The sequence below is a fragment of the Chitinophaga agrisoli genome, assembly GCF_008386695.1.
In the GTDB taxonomy this organism is placed as follows: domain Bacteria; phylum Bacteroidota; class Bacteroidia; order Chitinophagales; family Chitinophagaceae; genus Chitinophaga; species Chitinophaga agrisoli.
The window spans coordinates 2,754,104-2,776,853 of the sequence record NZ_VUOC01000004.1 but is presented as its reverse complement, the minus strand read 5'-3'; the positions used below and the strand labels follow the sequence as shown (position 1 = coordinate 2,776,853).

Sequence of the window (22,750 nt, the reverse complement as noted above, 5' to 3'; positions counted from 1 at the left end):
GGCGTGAGTAAAACAGCTTTCCACTTATGAAACGGTTAATGAATACGCTCCGCCTGCTTGTATGGCTTACCCTTTGGCCCGCGCTTTCCTGGTCACAGTCCCATGGCCTGGTGTCTACCGGTAACAGCCAGTTTGCGCCGTTAAGCAGCGTGGATATGGGGGATGTGGTATGGACCAGCGGATTCTGGGCAGAGCGTTTTGCTGTGTGCCGCAATGCGATGGTGCCGGACCTCTGGAAAACCTATACGGACGCCAATATCAGCCATTCTTTCAAGAACTTTGAAATTGCCGCCGGCCTGGACACGGGTTCCCATGTGGGCCCGCCTTTCCACGACGGCGATTTTTACAAGCTGCTGGAAGCCGTGGCCAGCCTGTATGCGGTAACAAAAGACAAACAGCTGGATAGCCTGATGGATAGGGTAATACCCGTTATAGCCCGCTCCCAGCGGGAAGATGGCTATATCCATACGCCGGTAAGGATCGCGGAGCGCCATAGTAAAGGAGGGGCCAAAGAATTTGAGGACCGCCTGAACTTCGAGACCTATAATATGGGGCACCTGATGACGGCCGCCTGCGTCCATTATCGCGCTACCGGCAAAAGGACCCTGCTGGATATTGCCATAAAAGCGGCGGACTACCTGGACCGCTTTTATAAACGCGCCTCACCGGAGCTGGCCAGGAATGCCATCTGCCCTTCTCATTATATGGGGGTAATAGAGCTGTACCGCACTACTAAAAACCCGGAATACCTGCAGCTGGCCAGGAACCTGATCAACATACGCGGATATGTGGATGGCGGTACGGATGATAACCAGGACCGGGTACCGTTCCGCCAGCAAACCACGGCTATGGGCCATGCCGTACGGGCCAATTACCTGTATGCCGGGGTGGCGGATGTGTATGCGGAAACCGGCGATGATTCCCTGATGGCTTGTCTGAACAGCATCTGGGAAGATGTGGCCTACCGGAAAATGTATATCACCGGCGCTTGTGGCGCGCTGTATGATGGCACATCGCCCAACGGCACTTCCTATAATCCCGTAGAGATCCAAAAGACCCACCAGGCCTATGGCCGGGATTACCAGCTGCCTAACATGACGGCCCATAATGAGACCTGCGCCAATATTGGCAATGTATTATGGAACTGGCGCATGCTGCAGATCACCGGTAATGCCAGGTATACAGATGTGCTGGAGCTGGCGTTGTACAACAGCGTATTATCCGGCATCAGCCTGGATGGCGACCGTTTTTGCTATACCAATCCCCTGGCTGTTTCCGCGCAGTTCCCATATAAGCTGCGCTGGTCCGGTGGCCGGGTAAATTATATTGCGCTATCCAACTGCTGCCCGCCCAATGTGGTGCGCACCATTGCGGAAGCTGGTAATTACGCTTACGGCGTTTCTGCCAAAGGGCTGTGGGTGCACCTGTATGGCAGCAGTACGTTGTCCACTCATCTGAAAGATGGGGCAGCGCTGAAAATAGCCCAGGTTACCAATTACCCCTGGGATGGCAATATCAAACTTACCGTGCAAACCGCCCCAACGGGCGCCTTTACCGTTTTTATGCGCATCCCCGGTTGGAGCCGGCAGGCTGCGCTGCTGGTAAATGGTAAGCCGGCAACTGGCGTAACGGCTACACCCGGCCAGTATGCCGCCATTCACCGCCAATGGAAAGCGGGGGATGTGATCACGCTGCAGCTGCCTATGCCCGTAACGCTGATGGAAAGCAACCCGCTGGTAGAAGAGACCCGCAACCAGGTGGCCGTAAAACGCGGACCAATTGTCTATTGCATGGAGTCTGTGGATCTGCCTAAAGGCGCCAGCCTGTTTGATGTGGTGATGCCAGGTAAAACGGACCTGCAGCCTACACCCATGGAAATAGACAAAAGCCATATCATGGCCCTGACCGGCCATGCCCTACTGCGGCAGGATACCGGCTGGCAACGCACTTTATACCGCGAAGCTGCCCTGAACGATACACATCCCGTAAAAGTGACCCTTATCCCTTACTATGCCTGGGGAAACCGCGGCAATGCGGATATGACGGTATGGGTTCCAAAATATTTTCAATATTTTGGGGGCCAAATTCAATCGCAGTGAGCAAGCCTATTTTAGTGATCAAGTTTGGAACAGCATCCATCACCCGTGCCAACGGGGAGCTGGATGAATCTGTAATAGCGGCAATAGCCAGGCAGGTAGCGGCGCTGCATGCGGAGTATAATATGGTGCTGGTATCTTCCGGGGCGGTAGCTGCCGGCAAGAAATTCCTGCGGGAATACAACGGCACTATCAGTGAGCGTAAAGCAGCAGCGGCTATTGGTAATCCTTTATTATTAAGCAAGTACTCGCAATATTTTGAGCCCTATGGCATTGCCATTGCGCAAAGCTTGTGCGAGCGGCGGCATTTCAGCAACCGCGGCCAGTTCCTGCAATTAAAGAAAACTTACGAGGAGCTGTGGGCCAGTAACATTATCCCCGTGGCTAATGAGAATGATGTGGTGAGTGACCTGGAGCTCAAGTTCTCCGATAACGACGAACTGGCCACGTTGATAGCCGTAGGCTTTGGCGCTTCCGGGCTGTTGTTCAGCACCTCTGTAGGCGGCGTACTGGATAAGGAAAATAAGGTAGTGCCGCAGATAGATGTGATCGATGAAAGCGTGTTTGCGCTGGCAGATACGAGCAAATCCAGCCTGGGACTGGGTGGCATGGTATCCAAACTTACTTTTGCCCGTTTGGCCACCCGCATGGGTATCCGCGTGGTGATCTTTGGTATACATACTACAGATGGCATCCTGAATGCAATGGCCGGCGCCACAGGCACGTTATGCCTGCCACAGCCCTGCAGCATGCCGGCCCGTAAAAAATGGCTGGCCAGTGGCAGCCTGGTAACCGGCCGTATACAGGTGGACGCCGGCGCTCAAAAGGCGCTGGAGCAGCGGCATAGCCTATTGGCAGTAGGGGTACAGGCCATCCTGGAAAAGTTTGACCGCGGCGAGGTGGTGGAGATCGTGAATGAGGCGCAGGAAGCCATTGCCGTAGCGCGCGCCAAATTATCTTCTGATGTATTGGCCGGCACGGAAAAGGTACAGAACCTGGAGATTGCCCATGCCGATGATATCGTGCTGCTGTAAATAATTATCTGATCTTTACTTACTACTAATGACATCTATCATATCAATACTGGAAAAAGCACAGCAGGCTACCACCGCGGTAAAAACGCTGCCGGATCAGCAAAAGCAACAGCTGTTGCAAAAGCTGGCCATGCGCCTGCAGGAACATAGCGCAGCCATTGTTGCGGCTAATCAACAAGATCTGGCGCGCATGGCGGATACGGACCCTAAGAAGGACCGGCTGCTGCTGGATGAAAAACGGATCCAGCAATTGTCAGACAGCCTGCTGGATATAGCCGCGCTGCCGGACCCTGCCAACCAGTTATTGATGGAGCGCAAGCTGGATAACGGCCTGCTGGTGCAGAAACGCACCGCACCCCTGGGCGTAGTGGGCGTGATCTATGAATCCCGTCCCAATGTAACGGTAGATGTAGCGGCCCTTTGTATACGCTCCGGCAATGTATGTGTGCTGCGTGGCGGATCAGACGCGTTTTATACCAATACCTGCGTAGTAGGTCTGATACAACAGGTGCTGGAGGAGTTTAAGCTGCCGGCCGCTATTGTACAGTTGCTGCCGGTGGATCGTGAGCTGGTAATGGAGCTGCTGACCGCTGTGAAATATGTAGATATCATCATACCCCGCGGCTCCCAGCAGCTGATCGATTTTGTACGGGCCAATGCCCGTGTGCCGGTAATAGAGACCGGCGCAGGCGTTTGCCACACCTATGTGGAGCGTACGGCAGACCTGCTGCAGGCCAGCGCTATTGTGACCAATGCCAAGGTATCCCGTCCTTCTGTTTGTAATGCGCTGGATACCGTGCTGGTAGACGGGCCGGTGGCCAGGGATCTGCTGCAACTGTTAGCGCCCGCGCTGCAGGCTTACCAGGTAGAGATCTTTGCGGATGATACGGCCTACCCCATACTGGAGCAGCTGGGTTACCCGCAGCTACAGCATGCCACCCCGGAAGATTTTGGCCGGGAGTTCCTTGATTTCAAATGTTCCATTAAGATAGTAGACAGTGCAGATGAAGCGCTGGCACATATACGCAATTATTCCTCCAAACATTCCGAAGCTATTGTGAGTACGGATGCTGCCATCAGCGAGCGTTTTATGAATGAAGTGGATGCAGCGGCCGTATATATAAATGCCTCCACCCGTTTTACAGATGGAGGCGTGTTTGGCTTAGGCGCGGAGATAGGTATCTCTACGCAGAAGCTGCATGCCCGCGGACCTTTTGCCCTTGAAAAACTGGTCACCGAAAAGTGGTACGTGTATGGCAATGGGCAGGTGCGGGTATAAGTAAAGGGATAAGAGGTGCTGTTATAGTTGCAGCACCTTCATGTATGTTTTGCCATACGGTCCCCAGTCTTTCAGGCTTCCGTTTATCGTTTCCCTAAATCCTTTATTGTCCATTTTTTTGCCTTTTACCGGCACTTTAAGTGCCGTTTCCTGCACATCTTCCGACAGCACTTTGGTGGCAAACCAGGTAATGTGCTCATAGGGCAGCGCTACGCCCAGTATCATACCAGGCAGCCCGGTAAAGGATTCCGGCCCGCCGGGTGTAACAATGGCGTCTGTATAGAATGCTACTACGTAAATGGAATCCATGATCACGGCATTGGCCCGGCGGCAGTCAAACCCGGCAATGTTGCGCTTTTCATCCGTGATCTTCCATTTAATAGCACGGGTGCTGTCTTTTATAAGGAATACCTGTTCAAAAGCTTTTTTCTGGGCAATGGTCTCATGGGTATCCAACTTATCGTAGATCACGTTTTCATCGCCAGGCTCCGGCTGTAGGCGTATGTTATCCGGGTTGTCCCTGCCGGGTGTATATAAGGTATTATTGCCGCGGAATAGCAGGTCAAAATAGGTGATCTTAAACCGTGGCTGCCGTTTCTTCTCCATCTCTTTCCAGGGGCTGTTATTGTCTGTGAACATCTCATCCAGCCGGGCGTATACATTTAAACGTTTTTCAAACTCAATACGGCCTGTGGTAAGGTACACCGGACTTTGGGCCAGGGCATTGGCCGCGCTGGTCAGTAGCAGTATACAAAGCAGTAATGATCTCATACTGTTGATTTTAATTTTGATCAGGGTTGTTTAACGCCACCGTTCTTGTTGAAGTTCCAGTTAACGGAAAACAGCACGTAACGGGCAATGGTGCTGTAAGTACGTTCAGATATAAAGTTGCTGTTCACCTGCCTGTTAAATCCAATGTTCTCATTCAGCAGGTCATTTACGGATGCTTTTATCAACAGCGCGTCATTCTTGAATAGCTTTTTCCCTATCCAGGCATTCCATATGAATACATTGTTATTGCTCACAAACACCGCTGTCTTTTGCCGCAGGTTAATGTTCAAGTCTGTATGCAGCTGCAGCTTCCAGGGCAGGAACAGATCAACATTGGGGCCTATGGCGGCGGTCCAGTAGTTGGTCTGGATGTTCTGTTGTACGGAGGAGCGGCTGGTAGTATAAGTGGCGGATGCCTCCAGGTTTATATCATACCGCTTCTCCCTGGATTTAGACAGGTAGATACCGTTGGTGTAGCCGCCGCTGTTGGTGGTGTTCAAGGCGCCGTTCACATAGTTGGCATATCTGCTGTAATTGGCGTTGAGGAAGTAGCCCAGGCGCATATCTGCCTTTTTCAGTTTCATACCGTAGTTGAAATACAGGAACGCAGTTTTGTTGCCGTCCACGTTCACAGATTGGTTGGTCCTTTTACCCTGATCATCGATCGTGCTTTTGCTGGTAATGGCGTTATCGGTAAATGTGTAGTTTATACTTACCCAAATATTGCGTTCTGTAAGCATCTTAAAATCGGAAAAGGAAAGCCGCAGGTTATTGGAAAAAGAGGGCTTCAGATCTGGGTTACCAATATTGACGTTCAGCGGGTCGTCATTGGTGCGCAGCGGTTGCAGCTGCTCAATGCCCGGCTGGCGCGTGTTACCGTTATAATTGAGCCCAAGGCGCCGTTGTGTGTTGAGCATATAGCTAATGAAAGCTGCGGGATACCAGTTCACAAAATCACGTTTATGACTTATGCCGATGTGCATATCCTGCTGGTCAAAACTGGTGAGGCCTACTGAGCCGCCTACATTGGCGCGCAGTTTTTTCTTTACCAGGTTGTAGTTAAGCCCGCCACGGTGGGTGAAGGTGTTGAATACGTAATCACTGCTGTATACGGAGTCCAGGTTATTGTATTTGCCATTGTTATCCTGGTTAAAGGAATTCCTTTCGGAATTGCTGTTATTAACTATGACGCCATAGTTAAATATCAGGGATGATGCGACGGATAACGGCTCCGTATAAGTAAGCTTTGTATCGAACGTAGTGTTCTTCGTATTATTGGTCTTGTATTGATCTATGCGTTGTGTGTTTTCTATACCGCCATCTTTATAGAATTCAGTGATCGCATCCAGATAGCCATCTGAGGTGTTCTCGCGGTATCTTTCCTGTAGATTGAAGGAGAGCGTGCGGCCTTTTTTGCGCAGCTTTTTCCGCCATAGGATGTTACTGTTCAGGGTACGCATATCGCCGGTGTTGGTGATGTTGCGCTCGTTCTGGTTTACCAGCGTGCTATCCTGCGCCAGGGATTGTGTAGTATAAGCGCTATGCGTGTTCTTATGATCCAGGCCGCCATCTATATTGATCTTGATGGAAGAGGAAGAATCCAGTTGCAGCTCGTAGCTGGCGTCTGCCCGGTTGCGTAATATGCTGTTGGCAAAGCGTTCGCTGGAGTTGGTATAGTACAGGGTATCCGGCAGCAGGTACTGGGAGCGGGTATCGCTACCACCATCCATGTATAGCTGCAGGATCTTATAGTTTCCGTTCAGGGACTGATGGTCTTCGTTCCATTTGTTATTGAAATGCAGCCCGCCTGTTTGTACCAGCGGATAGCCTTCGCCACTGTATCGTCCGTCCCAGTTTTCCAGGTCATCACCAGCAAAGTTGAAGGTGTAGTCGTCCGTTCCTTCGTTATAACTTACATCATCTCCAGATCCGCCGTAATTACGTCTTTCATTCCAGTTTAACCCGGTTTTTCCGGTGTTGGAGACGATGCCGTAACCGGAGAGTTTTAGTTTTTGTTTGAAGAGGTTCAGCATCAGCTGGCTGTCGTGAAAGCCATCATTACCTGCGCCGGCGGCAGCCTTACCAAAGTAGCCGTTCTTTTTACTGTCTTTCAGTTTCAGGTTCAGCGTTTTGGTCTTTTCGCCATCATCTATACCGGTAAAGGCGGCCTGGTCGCTTTTTTTATCAAACACCTGTACTTTGTCTACCATATCCGCCCGCAGGTTCTGGGTGGCCAGGGTAGGGTCGTCGCCAAAGAATTCTTCACCGTCTACCAGTACTTTCTGGATCTTTTCACCCTGCGCAGTGATCTGTCCGTTCTTATCCACCTGTATACCGGGCAGCTTTTTCAGCAGGTCTTCTACGGTAGCATTGGGTTGCATCTTAAAGCTATCTGCATTGTATTCTGTGGTGTCTCCTTTTAGCTTGATGGCAGCAATCTGCTGGTTGATGACTACCTCCTGCAGCAACCGGCTTTTAAGGGAAAGGATGATCTTCACATGTGCGGCAGCAGCGCTATCCGCCAGCGTAACAGGTTCCACATAATCCGCATACCCCGGGGCAGTGGCCAGCAGCAGGTACTTGCCCTGTTGCAGGTGCGACAGTTCAAATTTGCCTGCGGCATCTGTACGGGTAAAGGTGTACAGCATAGAATCCTTTGCCTGTAAAACTGCTATAACGGTGTTGGAAAGCTGCTGATGGTTCAGCGTGTCGAGAATACTGCCTTTAACAGATGCTTGTTGACTATAGCACAGGCAAGGGACGGCCAGGCTGACAATCAAAACAGGTAGTGTCTTCATTCGCAGGGTTGAAGGGTTAGACTTTATAGATGTGTTTGTTGTTTATTTCCACAAAGAATAACAAAAACTCTCACTGTTTATTTTATGCCATAGTGAAAAATATGTTAATTAGATAGATATCAGGTGTGGGATGATATTATATTAACCGGCGATGTATAGCTTATAAAACAAGGAATAAGGGTGGCGTTTAGTTAAAATAATACCGGTGGAATTTATCATCTGGCCCCATAAAAAAGAAAACCGGAATAAGAATATCCCGGCCTTTACCTAAACCTACAACTGTTACACTGTTAATATCTAAACCACTTTATGTGGATGTTTTCTTGTTTGAGAAAATCGTAAAACAAAGGTGCAACTTAAAAAGCTGGTAAAGAATGCCTATATGACGGATTCTGTTGTACTTATTACGGATTATTGGGTGATAAAGCGGTTACCTGGAGGTTACTTCCTGAGCTGGCCGGGCGCCATCCCAAACTGCTGCTTAAAGGCCCGCTGAAAGTGCTGGGGATGGCTAAAACCCGTTTCATAGGCTATTTCAGAAAGGGTTTTGCCGGTATGTAATACCAGCTGCCTGGCCTGCTCTAAACGGACGGAGGCAAAATACCCAAAAACCGTGTTATGGTATACCTCCTTAAAGCCTTTCTTCAGCTTAAATTCATTAAGGCCGCATAAGCGGGCCAGCTGTGTGAGGGAAGGCGGATGCTGCATGTCTTTGAGCAATATTTCTTTAGCCAGTTCCAGCTTTTCCAGGTCATATTGCGCTTTACAGGGCGTTGGCTGCAGGAACAGCTCCCACTGCAGCAATAACAGCTCCATCATTTTTGTTTCCATGAAAAGGCTTTTCAACCCGCCGGTAAGCGGGGTATTCCAGAATGACTGGATAATGGCGCCCATCTGGGGAGTAAAGGTGATGCCGGGCCTTTGCACCAGGAAGGGGGTGCCTTTGACTACTTTCTCCACCAGCTCATCCATAGGGAAGGAGTGGCCATAGAACAGCTGCAGGAACCGCTCTGCATGGATGTTAATCGTGAAGGTGTTATGGATACCGCAATGCAGGAACTGGTTACGTTCCCATTCTCCCTGGTTATACATAATGTTATGGTACCCTTTGGTATACATTACATCATCCTGCACGAAGCCCAGCTTTTGGCGGATATTACCTTCCAGTGAAAAGTTCATCTCTATCAGGGGCAGGTCGTTGATGTGCTCCATATGCACGCTCAGGCGCTGGCTCTTCAGCTCCATATAGCCATCAGAAACGGCTAAGCCATTCATTTTCAGCAGGCGGTAATGCCCTGTCACTTCCGGCAGGGAAACGAAGAAATTGTACGGCGTTGCACTGTCCGGCAGGCCTCTTAAATGATCAAAACCCGGGAAATCAGGTTGTTTTTCCGGCGGTTCCTCACGCATGGTATTCCTGTATAATAGTTATCCGTTTAAGGTACAAAATAATCCATTTTATGCTAAGCGTGGGGCGGCAGATAAGGCATTTTTGCACAGTTTTAACAGCCTTGATAAGAACAGGCTGGGTAGCGGATTAACAAAGCGCAAGCATACAATTCAATCAAACAATGGATCAGCAAACAACAAACATACAAACGCCCGTATTGATCGTAGGCGGCGGCGTAGTGGGGCTATCGGCCGCCTTGTTCCTGTTACAGCAGGGCATTACCCCTTTATTGGTAGAAAGACACCAGGGCACTTCTATCCACCCGCGCGCCAGGGGATTTGATGTGCGCACTATGGAGCTGTACCGGAGTTTACAGCTCAGCGATACCATCCGCGAGGCCGGTAAGGCGCTGGCGCCGGCCTGGGGTATTCACCACAGTACCTCTATAGCCCAGGCGCTGGAAAAAGCAAAGCCAGGTAAAAAGAAAGGGCTGGCAAAGCTCCCTGGCATGGATATTATCACCACCCTGAGCCCGGAAACCGGCGCCCGCTGCACCCAGGATCTGTCAGAGCCGGTGCTGGTGGCGGCTGCCAGGGAAAGGGGCGCACAGCTGGAGTTCTACACAGAACTGGTGGATTTTACACAGGGTGATGAAGGGGTCACCGCCCGCCTGCGCTGCCGCAATACCGGGGATATAAGAACCGTGCAGGCAGCCTATATGATCGCAGCAGATGGGGCTAAAAGCCCGGTACGCGAGACGCTGCAGGCGGCTACCACCGGCCGGGGCGCTATTGCCAGCCTGCTGAATATCTATTTTGAGGCGGATCTGGCCGCTTTTGTGCGGGGCAGGGAGTTTAGCCTTACGATCATCAGAACAGCTACATGTAAAGGCTTCGTGGCGGCCATCAACAACAGTAACCGCTGGGTGTTTCATTTACACTATGATCCTGCGGTAGCCGCGCCGGAGGATTATACTACTGAGAAGCTGGTAGCCATATTGCGGGAGGTGATCGGCCTGCCGGATATCCATATCCGCATTATCAGCGTGCTGCCCTGGCAGCCTACCGTAAAGGTAGTGGAGCAAATGCAACATGGGCGTATTTTCCTGGCCGGGGATGCGGCCCATGTAATGACGCCCTATGGCGGCAAAGGCGCCAATACCGGTATACAGGATGCGCATAATCTTGCCTGGAAACTGGCGGCCGTACTAAAGGGAACGGCATCGCCTGCATTGCTGCATACCTATAGCCCGGAGCGGCAACCAATAGGGCTGTACAATGCTGTTAAATCCGGCAGATATTCCGATAACGATGGCTTGCTGCAAAAGGATTTTGCCAACATCATAGGGCTTATGTGGAAGGTAATGCGGGCAAAGGTTGCCGGGTGGCTAGGCTGGAGCCGGTGGAGCCAGCGCCTGTATATGCGGTCTATAGCCGGTTTGGTGGGCCTGCCGGATTACCTGTATAGCGCAGCGGCGGCGGATATGTCTGCTAACAGCTATCAACAAGCTGCGGCGCTGGATGGCAGCCCGGGTACCAGGGCGCCGCATGCCTGGGTGCAGTACCGGGAGCAACGGGTATCTACATTGGACGTGTTGGGAAAAAGCTTTGTATTGTTCACTGGGGTGGATAACGCTCCCTGGTTGCAGGCCGCTGCGTTAATGGATATTCCGGTGTATAGTATAGGAGCCACGGGTACTTTGGTATATGATGAAAAACCGGTAAAGGAATTATTGGGTATAGCTGCCTCCGGCGCGGTGCTGATAAGACCGGATGGGTTTGTGGCCTGGCGTTGCAAGACCATGCCTGCACAGCCTGCGTCAGCACTGGCAGCGGCGTTACAGACTTTCAGATAATACACACGGTACAGACCACTACCTATAAAAAAGTCCCTGACTGCTTTACAGCCAGGGACTTTCATTATCCGGATAATCCTATTTCAATGTATCATTAAACAGCCGCAGCGTTCTTCCCCATGCCTGTTCTGCTGCCTCCTTGTTATACCGCGTAGGGGCGGTATCGTTATTAAATGCATGTTGCGCGCCTTCGTAAATATATAGCTCATACTTTACGCTCGCAGCCTTGAGCGCTGCTTCATAAGCAGGAATGCCGGCGTTTACGCGTTCATCCAGCCCGCCATAATGCAGCTGTACAGCCGCCTTGATCTTAGGCACATCCGCCGCATCCGGCTGGCGGCCATAATAGGCTACTGCCGCTTTGAGCGATGGGGCATTTACAGCCATCTGGTTGGCCATGGCGCCGCCCCAACAAAAGCCCACACAGCCTGTTTTGCCATTGCTGTTGGGCAGGCCGCTCAGGTAATCGATCGCTTTCAGGAAATTCTGCAGGTTCTTTTGCGCATCCAGTTTACCTATCAGGTCACGGGCCTCGTCTTCGTTCTGGGGAGTGCCGCCCGTGCCGGAAAGCGCATCCGGCGCCAGGGCTATAAAACCGGCTTGCGCCACCCGCCGTGTTACATCCCGGATATGCGGGTTCAGGCCGCGGTTTTCGTGGATCACGATCACTGTGCCTTTTTTGGCGCTATCCTGCCCGGCTGGTTTTACCAGGTACCCTTTCATGGTAATACCATCGCCGGGATAGGTAATATCTTCACCTTCTATGCCGGCCGCATTTTCCGGTACGGTGGCGGCATGGGCATAGTTCATTTCCAGCATGGGCAATATGGCGGTGGCCGCGGCCAGACTGCCGGTAAGTTTTATCAGGCGGCTGATGAATTCATCGCGCCGCAGCGGCTTATGGGTATATTCGTCAAAGAGGTTGATGATGCGTTGGTCCATAAATAAGGGTTTGATGTAAGCAAAGTTTTATATCATGAGAAAGTAGTACTAAATTTAATGATTTTGGGAAACAATGTCAGCAATTTAATTTCCTGTTTTTCAATGTAATGCAAATTTCGGTTCACATGAAGCATATCGTGATCATAGGTGGTGGGTTTGCCGGTATCAACCTGGCGCGCGCACTGGCAGGCAATAATAATTTTGAGGTAACGCTTGTAGACAAGAACAATTACAATTTCTTTCCGCCGCTTATTTACCAGGTGGCCACCGCTTTCCTGGAACCCTCCAGCATCAGCTATCCGTTCAGGAAATTATTCCGTAAAAAGAAGAACCTGCGTTTTCGTTTAGGCGAGCTGAAGCAAGTAGTGCCGGCAGAAAACAGGATCATACTTTCCAATGGGGATCTGCAATATGATTACCTGGTATTTGCCACCGGGGCAGAGACCAATTATTTTGGCATGCTGAACGTAAAGCAGCATGCCATCCCCATGAAAACCCTGCACGATGCTATTGCCATGCGTAACCGTATGTTGCAGCAAATGGAACAGGCTATCATCACCCAGGATGAAGCAGAGCGTAAAAAACTGCTCACATTTGTAATAGCCGGCGGCGGGCCTACCGGTGTGGAAATATCCGGCATGCTGGCAGAAATGGGCCGTACCATCGTGCTAAAGGATTACCCGGAACTGCATGGTAAACGGGGCGAAATTTACCTGGTAGACGGCAGCGAGGCGCTGCTGTCCCCCATGAGCAAACAATCGCAAAAAGATACGCACAATGCGCTCAGGCGGATGGGTGTGCGGATACGGCTGAATGTGCACGTAAAGGATTATGTGAATGATACAGTGATACTGGATGATGGCGATACCATTGAAGCTAAAACACTGATATGGGCCGCCGGGGTTACCGCCAGAATATTTGAAGGCATACCGGCCACCAGTTATGGCCGCGGCAAACGCATGATCGTAGACGGGTTTAACAAAGTACAGGGCACGGAAAATATCTATGCCATTGGCGATACCTGCCTGCAAACGGCAGATGAGAAATTCCCTAATGGCCACCCGCAGGTGGCGCAGGTAGCTATTCAGCAGGGTAAGCATATGGCAAAGAACTTTAAGGCCATGGAAACCGGTAAAACGCCCACGCTGTTCCATTATCATGATAAAGGATCCATGGCTATCATTGGCCGTAATAAAGCGGTAGCAGACCTGCCGCCAACCTTACATTTCAGAGGGGTGATCGCTTTTTTCCTGTGGTTGTTTGTGCACGTGATGTCGCTGATCAATTACCGCAACCGCTTAAAGACCTTGTATAACTGGACGGTGGCCTATTTCAGCAAAGACCAGTCGCTGCGTATGATCATCCGCCCAGACAACGAAAAATAGCCGCCACCGGTTAAACATTATTGCATGCGATACCTGCTATACTTTATTTATCTGAGCTGGCATTGGGGACTGGAGCTGGCCTTTTTTGTTACGAGGGAGGAGATCCGGGGTGAAAAGAAATACGGCATCCGCACCATTGGCCTGGACAGTTTGCCGGACCATTTGCCGGACCAGGAGCGTAAACACTTCAGCATCTATGAGCCGGTCAACTACTATTCCGCCACCTGGTTGCTGGACCAGCTACAGCCGGCAGACCTGCAAACCACGCTGCTGGATGTAGGCTGCGGCCGGGGCCGCGTACTGGCTATGGGCGCGGTATACGGCTTTAAAGATATGATCGGTATTGACTTTTCCGAAGAGCTTTGCGAGCGTGCCCTGGAGGTATGCGAAGGCGTGCAGGACCGTCACCCGGATATCAATTTCCAGATCATTTGTGCAGATGCACGTTACTATGATATACCAGAGCGCACGGGCGTTATCTTCCTCTTTAATCCCTTTGATGGCACGGTAATGGCGCCCTTCATCACCAAAGTGCAGGAAAGCCTGCAACGCCATAACCGCCCCATAAAAGTACTGTATGCTAATCCCCAGTTTAAGGACCTGTGGCTGGAAGCAGGCTTTAAAGAAACCGGGGCCTTTGAAAAGAAAAGGATACTTAAAGGCTGCGTGTTAGAGTGGATGTAGGGGATTTGTATTATCTTAATGCAACGGCAAAACGCATGAGCTTATGCACACTACCTTGGGCATCTACCTGTTACTGTTACTGATCATTCTGTTCCTGGTGATGCTGGCGCAGCGCCTTAAGATATCGTACCCGATAGTGCTGGTGCTGGGCGGCCTTTGCCTGAGCTTTGTGCCACGGCTGCCGCAGATAGAGATTGATCCGGAACTGATCTTTGTGATCTTTTTGCCGCCCCTGCTCTTTGAAGCCGCCTGGCAAACCTCCTGGAAGGATTTCTGGAAATGGCGGCGCGTAATAGCCAGTTTTGCCTTCCTGATCGTGATCCTTACCTCCTCCGCTATTGCGGTGATCTCTTCCAACCTTATACCCGCTTTTACGCTGGCGCTGGGTTTTCTGTTGGGGGGTATCATCTCCCCGCCGGATGCAGTTTCTGCCACCTCTATCCTCCGGCATATCAATGTGCCCAAAAGGATGGTCACCATTGTAGAGGGGGAGAGCCTGCTGAATGACGCCGCCAGTTTGATCGTATTCCGTTTTGCCCTGGCCACTATTGACTCCGGCAAGTTTATCTTTCAGGATGCGGTGCTCAGTTTTTTCCTGGTCATCATTATGGGTATCGTGATCGGGCTGGCCGTGGCGCTGGTGTTTTACGCCATTCACCGTTGGCTGCCCACTACGCCCAATATCGATATTGTGCTCACCTTCATAGCTCCCTACATCATGTATATTGTAGCGGAGCAATTCCATTTTTCCGGCGTGCTGGCCGTTGTAAGCGGCGGCCTTTTCCTTAATACCCGCAGTAACGTGATACTGGATTACCGCAGCCGTTTCCGGGGCGAGAATGTATGGGCTACCATTGGCTTTGCCATGAATGGTATCATATTTATGCTGATAGGGCTGGAGCTGCCTTATATTGTACAGCAGATGGGCGATATAAGCCTGGGCGCCGCTATCCGCTACGGACTGATCATCTCTGCCGCGCTTATTGTGATCCGCCTGCTCAGCACCATGGGGGCTTCCATATTCACGGTGTTTGCCAGTAAATTCATTACTACGGCGGATAGTAACCCTGGCTGGAAAGGCCCGTTCATATTTGGCTGGGCCGGTATGCGGGGTGTGGTATCCCTGGCGGCGGCATTATCTATTCCCTTAACATTGCATGGCCAGCCTTTTCCGCAACGTAACCTGATCTTGTTCATCACCTTTATGGTGATCCTGGTCACATTGGTATTCCAGGGCCTTACGCTGCCATGGGTGGTGCGCTGGGTAAATATGGAGGACCAGGATGCTGTTATGTCCATTGAAGAGCAGGAAAAAGTAGTGCGGAAGAAACTGTCCCATGCCGGCCTGCGTTTACTGGACGAGCTGTATAAAGACCAGGTGGCAGCCAGCGAACAGCTGCAAAGCCTGCGGGTACGGTACGAAAGCGATCTGCGGCAGCTGGAGCGCCTGCTGGGACCGGAAAAAGACCATGCGCACGAGCAAACGATCATTGCCAACGGGCAGTATCATAGCGTAGCCACTGCTGTGATAGGGGAACAACGCAGGCTGCTGCAACAGCTAAACAAAAAACAGGAAGTGGATGAGGATCTTATCCGCAAATATATTACCCTGCTGGACCTGGAGGAGGAAAAGATCCGGCTAATGATCACCGGTGATGATGAATAACGCCATCTAAAAATTTGTATATTGGCGTTTTCCTCACCCAAGTTTGCGTAACGATATGAGAAAGACATTGGCGCTACTGACCGCAGTGGCTATGAGTATACCCGCTATGGCGCAGCAAAGCGCTCCCGCAAAAGCCGGCAACCCGGTAATCAATGGCTGGTATGCCGATCCGGAAGCCGCCATCTTTGGCAAGACCTATTGGATATTTCCCACTTTTTCTGACAAATATGAAAAGCAGGTGTTCTTTGACGCCTTTTCCTCCCCGGATCTGGGCCGCTGGACCAAACACCCGCATATACTGGATACCGCCGCCGTTAAATGGGCTAAAAAAGCCATGTGGGCGCCCGCTATTGTAGAAAAAGGCGGTAAATATTATTTCTTTTTTGCCGCTAACGATATCCAGAACGACCAGGAGCAGGGTGGTATAGGCGTAGCGGTGTCCAATAAACCAGGCGGCCCCTATAAGGATTACCTGGGCAAACCCCTGATCGATAAGTTCCATAACGGCGCGCAACCCATTGACCAATTTGTGTTTCATGATAAGGATGGCCAGTACTATATGATCTATGGCGGCTGGCGGCATTGTAATATTGCCCGGCTAAAACCGGATTTTACCGGTTTTGAGCCTTTTGCAGACGGTACTGAGTTTAAGGAGATCACCCCTTCCGGCTACGTGGAAGGCCCTTTTATGTTTATCCATAACGGCAAATACTATTTCATGTGGTCAGAAGGCGGCTGGACCGGGCCCAATTACTCCGTAGCTTATGCCATAGCAGACTCCCCGGCAGGCCCCTTTAAACGTATTGGCAAAATACTGCAACAGGATACCACCGTGGCTACCGGCGCCGGCCATCACTCCGTGATCAACGTGCCGGGCACTGACCGCTTTTATATCGTTTACCACCGCCGCCCGCTTACGGAAACGGCCGCCAATCACCGGGTAACCTGTATTGATGAGATGCGGTTTGACGAAAATGGGCTCATCGTGCCCGTAAAGATCACCAACGAGGGGGTAACTCCGGTGAAAATACGCTGATCGTTGTGTTGTATCCTATCGTTCCGGTTTATATCTTTAGCCCGCCACCAGCTAAACACTATACCAAATAGCATAAAAAATTCTTAAACCAGGGACGATTTGTACGGCAGTCTGAATGATAGCGCGCTTTGGACCAAAGTAATTGAAGGCGATCAGGACGCCCTGGCATTCATTTACAATACCTATTTCACTTCACTTTACCGGTACGGCCTTAAGTTAAACCAGGATGATAACCTGGTAAAGGACTGTATCCACGACCTGTTTGTGGGTATCTGGCACAGCCGGGAGCGGCTGTCTGTGACCAGCTCTATCCGTTTTTACCTGCTGGCCAGCCTTAAAAGGAAGATTGGCCGCCAGCAGCAGGGCATTATGCAACGTCTTTTTGACGACCGGGAGGATTCGTTGTCCTTTACCCGGTCCCATGAGGAGGTGCTGATAGGGCAGCAGGCAGACCAGGAGCGTAAGGCAAAACTGGAAAAAGTGATCCGCAGCATGCCCCGCCGCCAGCAGGAGATCCTATACCTGCGGTACTATGAAGGGCTGGATACGCAGCAAACGGCAGATATCATGGCGCTGAGCGTAAATTCCACGTATGTGTTACTGGCTAAGGCAATGAGTTATCTGAAAAAGCATAGCGATAAGCTGGTATTGGTGCTGGGGTGGGGGATTATTCCAATATCCTTATCTTGTCTTGTTCAAGTATAAGGAAAGAGTGCTCTTCAAGCAGCAATGCGATTTTACTCGCATTGCGTTCAAATGTGCGTCCAGGATAAACTTCACGCAGCGGGGATTTCAATATCTTTCAACTTCATGGATGCGGTTGCATAGGCTATACAGGCAAGTATATCCTCCCGCTGCAAGTCCTTAAACTCGCTTAAGATATCCTCAATGGTGTCCCCACCAGCAAGATATTCCAGCATGGACTCCACAGTATAGCGGGTATTTTTTATGGTAGGTTTACCATGCCCTACTTCCGGGTTAATTGTAATGCGTGATAACAGATTTTCCATTTATTAAAACTAATATTATTGGATACGCTGCAAAAATACGTTATAATCAAGTGGAAGTTTCACTTATATAAACGCAAACCACAATATGAAGAACTATTTAACCACATAGATACATTGATTATCATTCATTTAAATTTTCTCCAAAAAAATCCTTCAAAACACGCTAAGATTTCAATCATTCCACGCTTTATCTGATTAATATCTATAGATGACATTCAGGGACTATACAACAGAAGAATTTTTGCAACATCCTGTTTTCCGTCAATGGGTACTGGAACAGGATCCGGATGCTGCCCGTTTCTGGGAACAGTGGATGCAGGCGTATCCGGAAAAACGACAGGATTTGTTCAAAGCCCGGGACCTGCTCCTGCTGATAGGCGGCCATGCGCCCGCCCCGCAGGATCAGCAGCAAACCTGGGAAAAGATACAGGAAAGTATTTCCATCGCAAACCAACATATGCCAGTCAGCGGCAGACTGGTACCCATGCCGGGCTTGCCCCGTAGTAAAAAAAGCCGCCTGCGCCGGTGGATGCCCTATGCCGCCATTCTCACCGGTGTATTGATTGCGGCCTATGCGATTTTTTTATTTTACGGGGCAGGCACCGTGCGCTATGCCACGGTAATGGGTGAACAAAAAACTATTGAGCTGCCGGATCATTCGGTAGTGAAGCTAAACGTAAATTCCACGTTACATTTTGCCAAAGACTGGAACAAAAAAGGTCCCCGTGAGGTATGGCTGCGCGGGGAGGCCTATTTTACCGTACGCCATGAGCGGGATAACCGCCGGTTTATTGTGCATACCAACGATGTTAACATCCAGGTGGTAGGCACGGAGTTTAATGTAAATACCCGCCGGGTTCAAACACAGGTGGTGCTGAATAATGGAGTGGTGCAGCTTACGCTTAAAGAGTCTAAAAGCGAAGCCGCTATTACCATGAAACCGGGTGATATGGTCACCTATTCCGCCGCTACCGCATCCCTGACCAATAAACGGGTAAACCCGGATGAGTATGCTTCCTGGCGCAGGCGGGTGCTCATCTTTAACGATGCGCCAGTAACGGAGGTCATTAAATCCCTGCAGGATAACCTGGGTATCATCATACAGCTGGAAGACGAGAGCATAGGCAGGCAAACATTTACAGGCAATATTTCTATAGATGATATCAAGGTGTTCTTTAAAACCCTTGAACGGTCGTTCAATATCCATATCGAACAGACAGGAGAGAACACGTATGTAATCAGCAGTATACAGGGGTAACAATATATAACCAACCTTAATCTAATGCTATGGTGAAATTTTACGCCGGAATTACCGGTGGTGGCCTTGCTTTGGCGTTACTATTACAAACCGGCAGCTTGCCCGCTGCCGCAGGTACGTCACAGCGGTCAAGTGTTATATTCGCAGCCAACACGGTACAAAATCACAAGAAAGAGGACGAACCGCTGAAAGATCATTTAGCGCACCTGGAGCACCGTTATAAGATCCGTATCAACTACGTAGGCAATACGGTCAATGGTATTTATGCAGACGCTCCGCCGGCAAAGGATCCTTCCATGAAATTTATCGATTACCTGAACAAGTTCCTGGCCCCCCTGGGCCTGGAGGCGGAACAGGTAACGGATAACCAGTACGTACTGTACCGGAAAGAGCACAAACAAACGGTCTACCAGCCTGCCGCACAACCGGTGATCAAAATGGACGCCATCAACATGGCCACTATTCCCACACAAACCAATGTACAGCCGGACAATACGCTGCAACAGCAGTTTTCCGTTAGCGGACAGGTAACGGAGGAATCCGGCCTGGCCCTGCCCGGCGTAACGGTGGTGGCAAAAGGTACCTCCAACGGTACCAAAACGGATGAGAATGGCCGTTACCGCCTCAATAACGTACCGCCTAATGGTACCATCGTATTCAGTTATATAGGCTATAAAGCACAGGAGGTAAAGGTGCAGAACCGTTCCTCCATCGATATAAAGCTGTTAACGGAAGTACAGTCCATGAAGGACTTTGTAGTGAACGGTTACCAGCGTTTAAAGAAAGAAAGTTATACCGGCTCCGCTATCACCATCACCGGGGAGGAGCTGAAGCGGTTTAACCCGCAGAATATCCTGCAGAGTATCCAGGCTTCTGATCCCTCTTTCCGCCTGGTGGAAAATAACCTGGCGGGCTCCAACCCTAACCAGTTGCCTAATATCAATGTGCGCGGTACTACGGCATTACCTGCAGGCGCCAGCGCCGGGCAGTTAAGCCGCACCCAGCTGGCCAGCGTAACCAATCTGCCGCTGTTTATGCTGGATGGTTACCAGGTAAGTATAGAAACCATTTTTGACCTGGACTTTAACCGGGTGGAAATGGTGACCCTGCTTAAAGACGCCGCGGCTACCGCTATCTATGGTTCCCGCGCTTCCAACGGCGTGGTGATCATACAGACCCGTGCGCCTAAAGAGGGGGAGCTGGAGCTGTACTATAACTATGAGTTGAATGTAAATGCGCCGGACCTGGCGCCTTACAGCGTATTAAATGCAAAAGATAAGCTGGAGTACGAGCGGCTGGCAGGGCTGTATACCGCTAATGGCGTAAACAATCCCAACCAGCTGGAAGAGCTGTATTATTCCAAATACCGGAATGTGGCCAGCGGCGTTAATTCTTACTGGTTATCCCAACCGCTGTCTACAGATCTGGGGCATAAACATTCACTTTCCCTGCAGGGCGGTTCTTCGTCTATGCGTTATGGGGTGGATGCCCGCTACCAGACCAATAACGGGGTAATGAAAGGCTCTGGCCGTGACCGTTACAGTCTTAGCACTACTTTATCTTATCAGCCTAAAAACCAGAAACTGCTGTTCCGTAATATGTTCACCATTTCACAGGTAAACGGAACAGAGTCGCCCTATGGCAGTTTTGATAAGTATGTGCTCATGAACCCCTATTATCCCATGCGTGACTCTGCCGGCAGGCTCATACAGCAGGTGGATAAATGGAATTTCCTGTCCAGGAATGCGGCCACCGGCGCGGTGCAGGCTGCTTCGCAGAATGTGCTAAACCCGCTGTGGGATGCCTCTACCGGCAGCTTCGATAAATCTGAGTACCTGGAGTTTGTGGACAATTTCGCTATCGAGTACAATCCTTCCCAGGCGCTGAAAGTAAATGCCAATGTGGCCCTGACCAAACGCAAAGCCTCTGAGGATATCTTTGCGTCCCCGCTCAGCAATGAATTCTTTACCTATACGGGCGATCTGCTCAAAGACCGCGGTAAGTATACCTATAATACCCAGGATAACTGGCAGGTGGATGGGTCTTTGACGGTGAACTATAACAAGGTGCTGCAACAGTCCCATTTCCTCAATTTTTCACTGGGTACCAATATACAGGCTGCTAAAAATACCGTTAAACAGGTGCAGGCCCAGGGCTTTACCAACGACCGGTTTACGGATATCTCCTTTGCCCGCGTCTATCTGAAAGATGGCGCTCCCACCGGCAGTATAGAAGAGCAAAGGCTGATAGGCGGTTTCCTGTCTTTTAACTACTCTTTCCAGAACCGTTTCCTGATGGATGGTACCGTGCGGGTGGATGGCTCTTCCAAGTTTGGTACTAATTCCCGCATGGCCCCTTTCTGGTCCTACGGTCTGGGATGGAACCTGCATAAAGAGGCTTTCCTGCAGCATACGAAGATCAGCCAGCTGCGGATCAAGGCTACCACCGGTTTAACGGGGGATGTGTCCTTTCCGGCCTACCTGTCTAATACTACTTATCAATACTATACCGGCAACTGGTATTCTACCGGCGTGGGCGCGGTGTTTGCCGCTTATGGCAATCCCAACCTCAAATGGCAGCGTACCAGCAACTATGACCTGAGCACAGAGCTGGGCATGTTCAACGATCGCCTCTATATCTCTCCCCGCTATTATTACAAGCTAACCAAAGACCTGCTTACAGATATTAACGTGCCTACTTCCACCGGCTTTAAAAGCTACAAGGAAAACCTGGGCGAGATGGTGAACAAAGGCTTTGAGATCTACCTGCGCGCCAACGTATGGCATAACCGCAACTGGGCAGCCAATGTGAATGTGAGCCTGGTACATAATACCAACGTGATCACCAAGATCTCAGACGCGTTGAAGGGGTATAACGAACAGGTGGATAAACAGCAGCAGAACAATGATAGCCTTAAAGGCGTGCCGTTGCTGCGTTATAAAGAAGGCCAGTCGCTGAACACGATCTACGCCGTAAAATCCCACGGTATTGACCCGGAGAACGGGCGCGAGATCTACGAAAAAGCGGATGGTACCCTTACCTACGATTACGATGTAAGGGATGTGGTACCGGTAGGCGATCAAACTCCTAAGCTGGAAGGCTATTTTGGCGGTAACCTGATCTACAAAAGCTGGATGCTGCAATTCAGCTTCTACACCCGCCTGGGCGGCGATATCTATAACCAAACGCTGGTGGATCGTGTAGAGAATGCCAATCCCTGGTATAATGTGGATAGCCGTGCATTGGCCGGCCGTTGGCAAAAGCCGGGGGATATTGTGTTCTTCAAAAATATCTCTGAACAGGGAAAAACGCTCACCACTTCCCGTTTTGTACAGGAAGAGAACCGGCTGGAGCTGAAGTCCGTATACCTGTCTTACGAAGCGCCGGCGGCTTTCTGTAAACGCCTGCGGATGAAAGGCCTCCGTTGCGCCTTAACGATGAACGACCTGGCGTATTGGTCTTCCGTTAAGATAGAAAGGGGTATTGAGTATCCTTTTGCCCGCAACTTCACATTCTCATTATCCACCCGGTTCTAAAAGATCATGC

The 22,750-nt window shown here is 50.5% G+C and carries 16 protein-coding genes; 11 read left to right on the top strand and 5 right to left on the bottom strand.

Annotated elements, in window-relative coordinates; translation table 11 throughout:
- Positions 1-26: 26 nt before the first annotated feature.
- From F0L74_RS30065 to F0L74_RS30055, 3 genes are read left to right on the top strand one after another with little or no spacing between them, the layout of a single operon-like run.
- Positions 27-2,099 carry an aceric acid hydrolase gene (locus F0L74_RS30065; RefSeq protein ID WP_246197859.1) on the top strand — a complete coding sequence of 691 codons (2,073 nt, stop codon included), beginning with the start codon at positions 27-29 and terminating at the stop codon, positions 2,097-2,099.
- A complete protein-coding gene (gene proB, locus F0L74_RS30060; protein ID WP_149841580.1) occupies positions 2,096-3,130 on the top strand; it encodes a glutamate 5-kinase in 1,035 nt (344 codons plus the stop codon). The genes F0L74_RS30065 and proB overlap by 4 nt, the downstream gene beginning before the upstream one ends.
- Before the next feature lie 28 nt (positions 3,131-3,158).
- Positions 3,159-4,409 (top strand): glutamate-5-semialdehyde dehydrogenase, encoded by a 1,251-nt coding sequence (locus F0L74_RS30055; protein WP_149841579.1) that lies wholly within the window; start codon positions 3,159-3,161, stop codon positions 4,407-4,409.
- Between the two features lie 21 nt (positions 4,410-4,430).
- On the opposite strand, the gene F0L74_RS30050 is transcribed toward F0L74_RS30055, so the two are convergent.
- From F0L74_RS30050 to F0L74_RS30040, 3 genes are all read right to left on the bottom strand, one after another.
- Complete coding sequence (locus tag F0L74_RS30050; protein WP_149841578.1) at positions 4,431-5,180, bottom strand: GLPGLI family protein; 750 nt, start codon at positions 5,178-5,180, stop codon at positions 4,431-4,433.
- Positions 5,181-5,200: 20 nt separating this feature from the next.
- On the bottom strand, positions 5,201-7,978 hold the full coding sequence (locus F0L74_RS30045; RefSeq protein ID WP_149841577.1) for an outer membrane beta-barrel family protein: 2,778 nt from the start codon (positions 7,976-7,978) through the stop codon (positions 5,201-5,203).
- Positions 7,979-8,419: 441 nt separating this feature from the next.
- Positions 8,420-9,388, bottom strand: a complete 969-nt coding sequence (locus F0L74_RS30040) for a helix-turn-helix transcriptional regulator (protein WP_149841576.1) — start codon at positions 9,386-9,388, stop codon at positions 8,420-8,422.
- Between the two features lie 161 nt (positions 9,389-9,549).
- Here F0L74_RS30040 and F0L74_RS30035 point away from each other — a divergent pair, with 161 nt between their 5' ends.
- A complete protein-coding gene (locus F0L74_RS30035; RefSeq protein ID WP_149841575.1) occupies positions 9,550-11,223 on the top strand; it encodes an FAD-dependent monooxygenase in 1,674 nt (557 codons plus the stop codon).
- 78 nt (positions 11,224-11,301) lie between these two features.
- On the opposite strand, the gene F0L74_RS30030 is transcribed toward F0L74_RS30035, so the two are convergent.
- Positions 11,302-12,165: a dienelactone hydrolase family protein gene (locus F0L74_RS30030; RefSeq protein ID WP_149841574.1), complete on the bottom strand. Its 864-nt coding sequence runs from the start codon at positions 12,163-12,165 to the stop codon at positions 11,302-11,304.
- A gap of 125 nt (positions 12,166-12,290) precedes the next feature.
- Between F0L74_RS30030 and F0L74_RS30025 the strand changes: the two genes are divergently transcribed.
- The 5 genes from F0L74_RS30025 to F0L74_RS30005 all read left to right on the top strand — a co-directional run bounded on the left by F0L74_RS30025 (position 12,291) and on the right by F0L74_RS30005 (position 17,641).
- Entirely contained in the window at positions 12,291-13,550 is a 1,260-nt protein-coding gene (locus F0L74_RS30025) for an NAD(P)/FAD-dependent oxidoreductase (protein ID WP_149841573.1), read from the top strand.
- Positions 13,551-13,574: 24 nt separating this feature from the next.
- Positions 13,575-14,234, top strand: a complete 660-nt coding sequence (locus F0L74_RS30020) for a class I SAM-dependent methyltransferase (RefSeq protein WP_149841572.1) — start codon at positions 13,575-13,577, stop codon at positions 14,232-14,234.
- A gap of 43 nt (positions 14,235-14,277) precedes the next feature.
- Positions 14,278-15,900 (top strand): Na+/H+ antiporter, encoded by a 1,623-nt coding sequence (locus F0L74_RS30015; RefSeq protein WP_149841571.1) that lies wholly within the window; start codon positions 14,278-14,280, stop codon positions 15,898-15,900.
- A 55-nt stretch (positions 15,901-15,955) separates the two neighbouring features.
- Complete coding sequence (locus F0L74_RS30010) at positions 15,956-16,936, top strand: glycoside hydrolase family 43 protein (RefSeq protein ID WP_149841570.1); 981 nt, start codon at positions 15,956-15,958, stop codon at positions 16,934-16,936.
- 99 nt (positions 16,937-17,035) lie between these two features.
- Entirely contained in the window at positions 17,036-17,641 is a 606-nt protein-coding gene (locus tag F0L74_RS30005; protein ID WP_149841569.1) for an RNA polymerase sigma factor, read from the top strand.
- Between the two features lie 71 nt (positions 17,642-17,712).
- On the opposite strand, the gene F0L74_RS30000 is transcribed toward F0L74_RS30005, so the two are convergent.
- A complete protein-coding gene (locus F0L74_RS30000; RefSeq protein WP_149841568.1) occupies positions 17,713-17,946 on the bottom strand; it encodes a DUF433 domain-containing protein in 234 nt (77 codons plus the stop codon).
- A gap of 208 nt (positions 17,947-18,154) precedes the next feature.
- Between F0L74_RS30000 and F0L74_RS29995 the strand changes: the two genes are divergently transcribed.
- Both F0L74_RS29995 and F0L74_RS29990 read left to right on the top strand, forming a co-directional pair.
- A complete protein-coding gene (locus F0L74_RS29995; protein WP_149841567.1) occupies positions 18,155-19,204 on the top strand; it encodes a FecR domain-containing protein in 1,050 nt (349 codons plus the stop codon).
- Positions 19,205-19,233: 29 nt separating this feature from the next.
- Positions 19,234-22,740, top strand: a complete 3,507-nt coding sequence (locus F0L74_RS29990) for a SusC/RagA family TonB-linked outer membrane protein (RefSeq protein ID WP_149841566.1) — start codon at positions 19,234-19,236, stop codon at positions 22,738-22,740.
- Positions 22,741-22,750: the final 10 nt, after the last annotated feature.

Coding starts and splice junctions, on each gene's coding strand:
- F0L74_RS30000 (WP_149841568.1), bottom strand. CDS start 17,946: ATGGAAAATCTGTTATCACGCATTACAATTAACCCGGAAGTAGGGCAT.
- F0L74_RS30015 (WP_149841571.1), top strand. CDS start 14,278: ATGCACACTACCTTGGGCATCTACCTGTTACTGTTACTGATCATTCTG.
- F0L74_RS30065 (WP_246197859.1), top strand. CDS start 27: ATGAAACGGTTAATGAATACGCTCCGCCTGCTTGTATGGCTTACCCTT.
- F0L74_RS30020 (WP_149841572.1), top strand. CDS start 13,575: ATGCGATACCTGCTATACTTTATTTATCTGAGCTGGCATTGGGGACTG.
- F0L74_RS30045 (WP_149841577.1), bottom strand. CDS start 7,978: ATGAAGACACTACCTGTTTTGATTGTCAGCCTGGCCGTCCCTTGCCTG.
- F0L74_RS30050 (WP_149841578.1), bottom strand. CDS start 5,180: ATGAGATCATTACTGCTTTGTATACTGCTACTGACCAGCGCGGCCAAT.
- F0L74_RS29995 (WP_149841567.1), top strand. CDS start 18,155: ATGACATTCAGGGACTATACAACAGAAGAATTTTTGCAACATCCTGTT.
- F0L74_RS29990 (WP_149841566.1), top strand. CDS start 19,234: ATGGTGAAATTTTACGCCGGAATTACCGGTGGTGGCCTTGCTTTGGCG.
- F0L74_RS30010 (WP_149841570.1), top strand. CDS start 15,956: ATGAGAAAGACATTGGCGCTACTGACCGCAGTGGCTATGAGTATACCC.
- F0L74_RS30055 (WP_149841579.1), top strand. CDS start 3,159: ATGACATCTATCATATCAATACTGGAAAAAGCACAGCAGGCTACCACC.
- F0L74_RS30035 (WP_149841575.1), top strand. CDS start 9,550: ATGGATCAGCAAACAACAAACATACAAACGCCCGTATTGATCGTAGGC.
- F0L74_RS30040 (WP_149841576.1), bottom strand. CDS start 9,388: ATGCGTGAGGAACCGCCGGAAAAACAACCTGATTTCCCGGGTTTTGAT.
- F0L74_RS30025 (WP_149841573.1), top strand. CDS start 12,291: ATGAAGCATATCGTGATCATAGGTGGTGGGTTTGCCGGTATCAACCTG.
- F0L74_RS30030 (WP_149841574.1), bottom strand. CDS start 12,165: ATGGACCAACGCATCATCAACCTCTTTGACGAATATACCCATAAGCCG.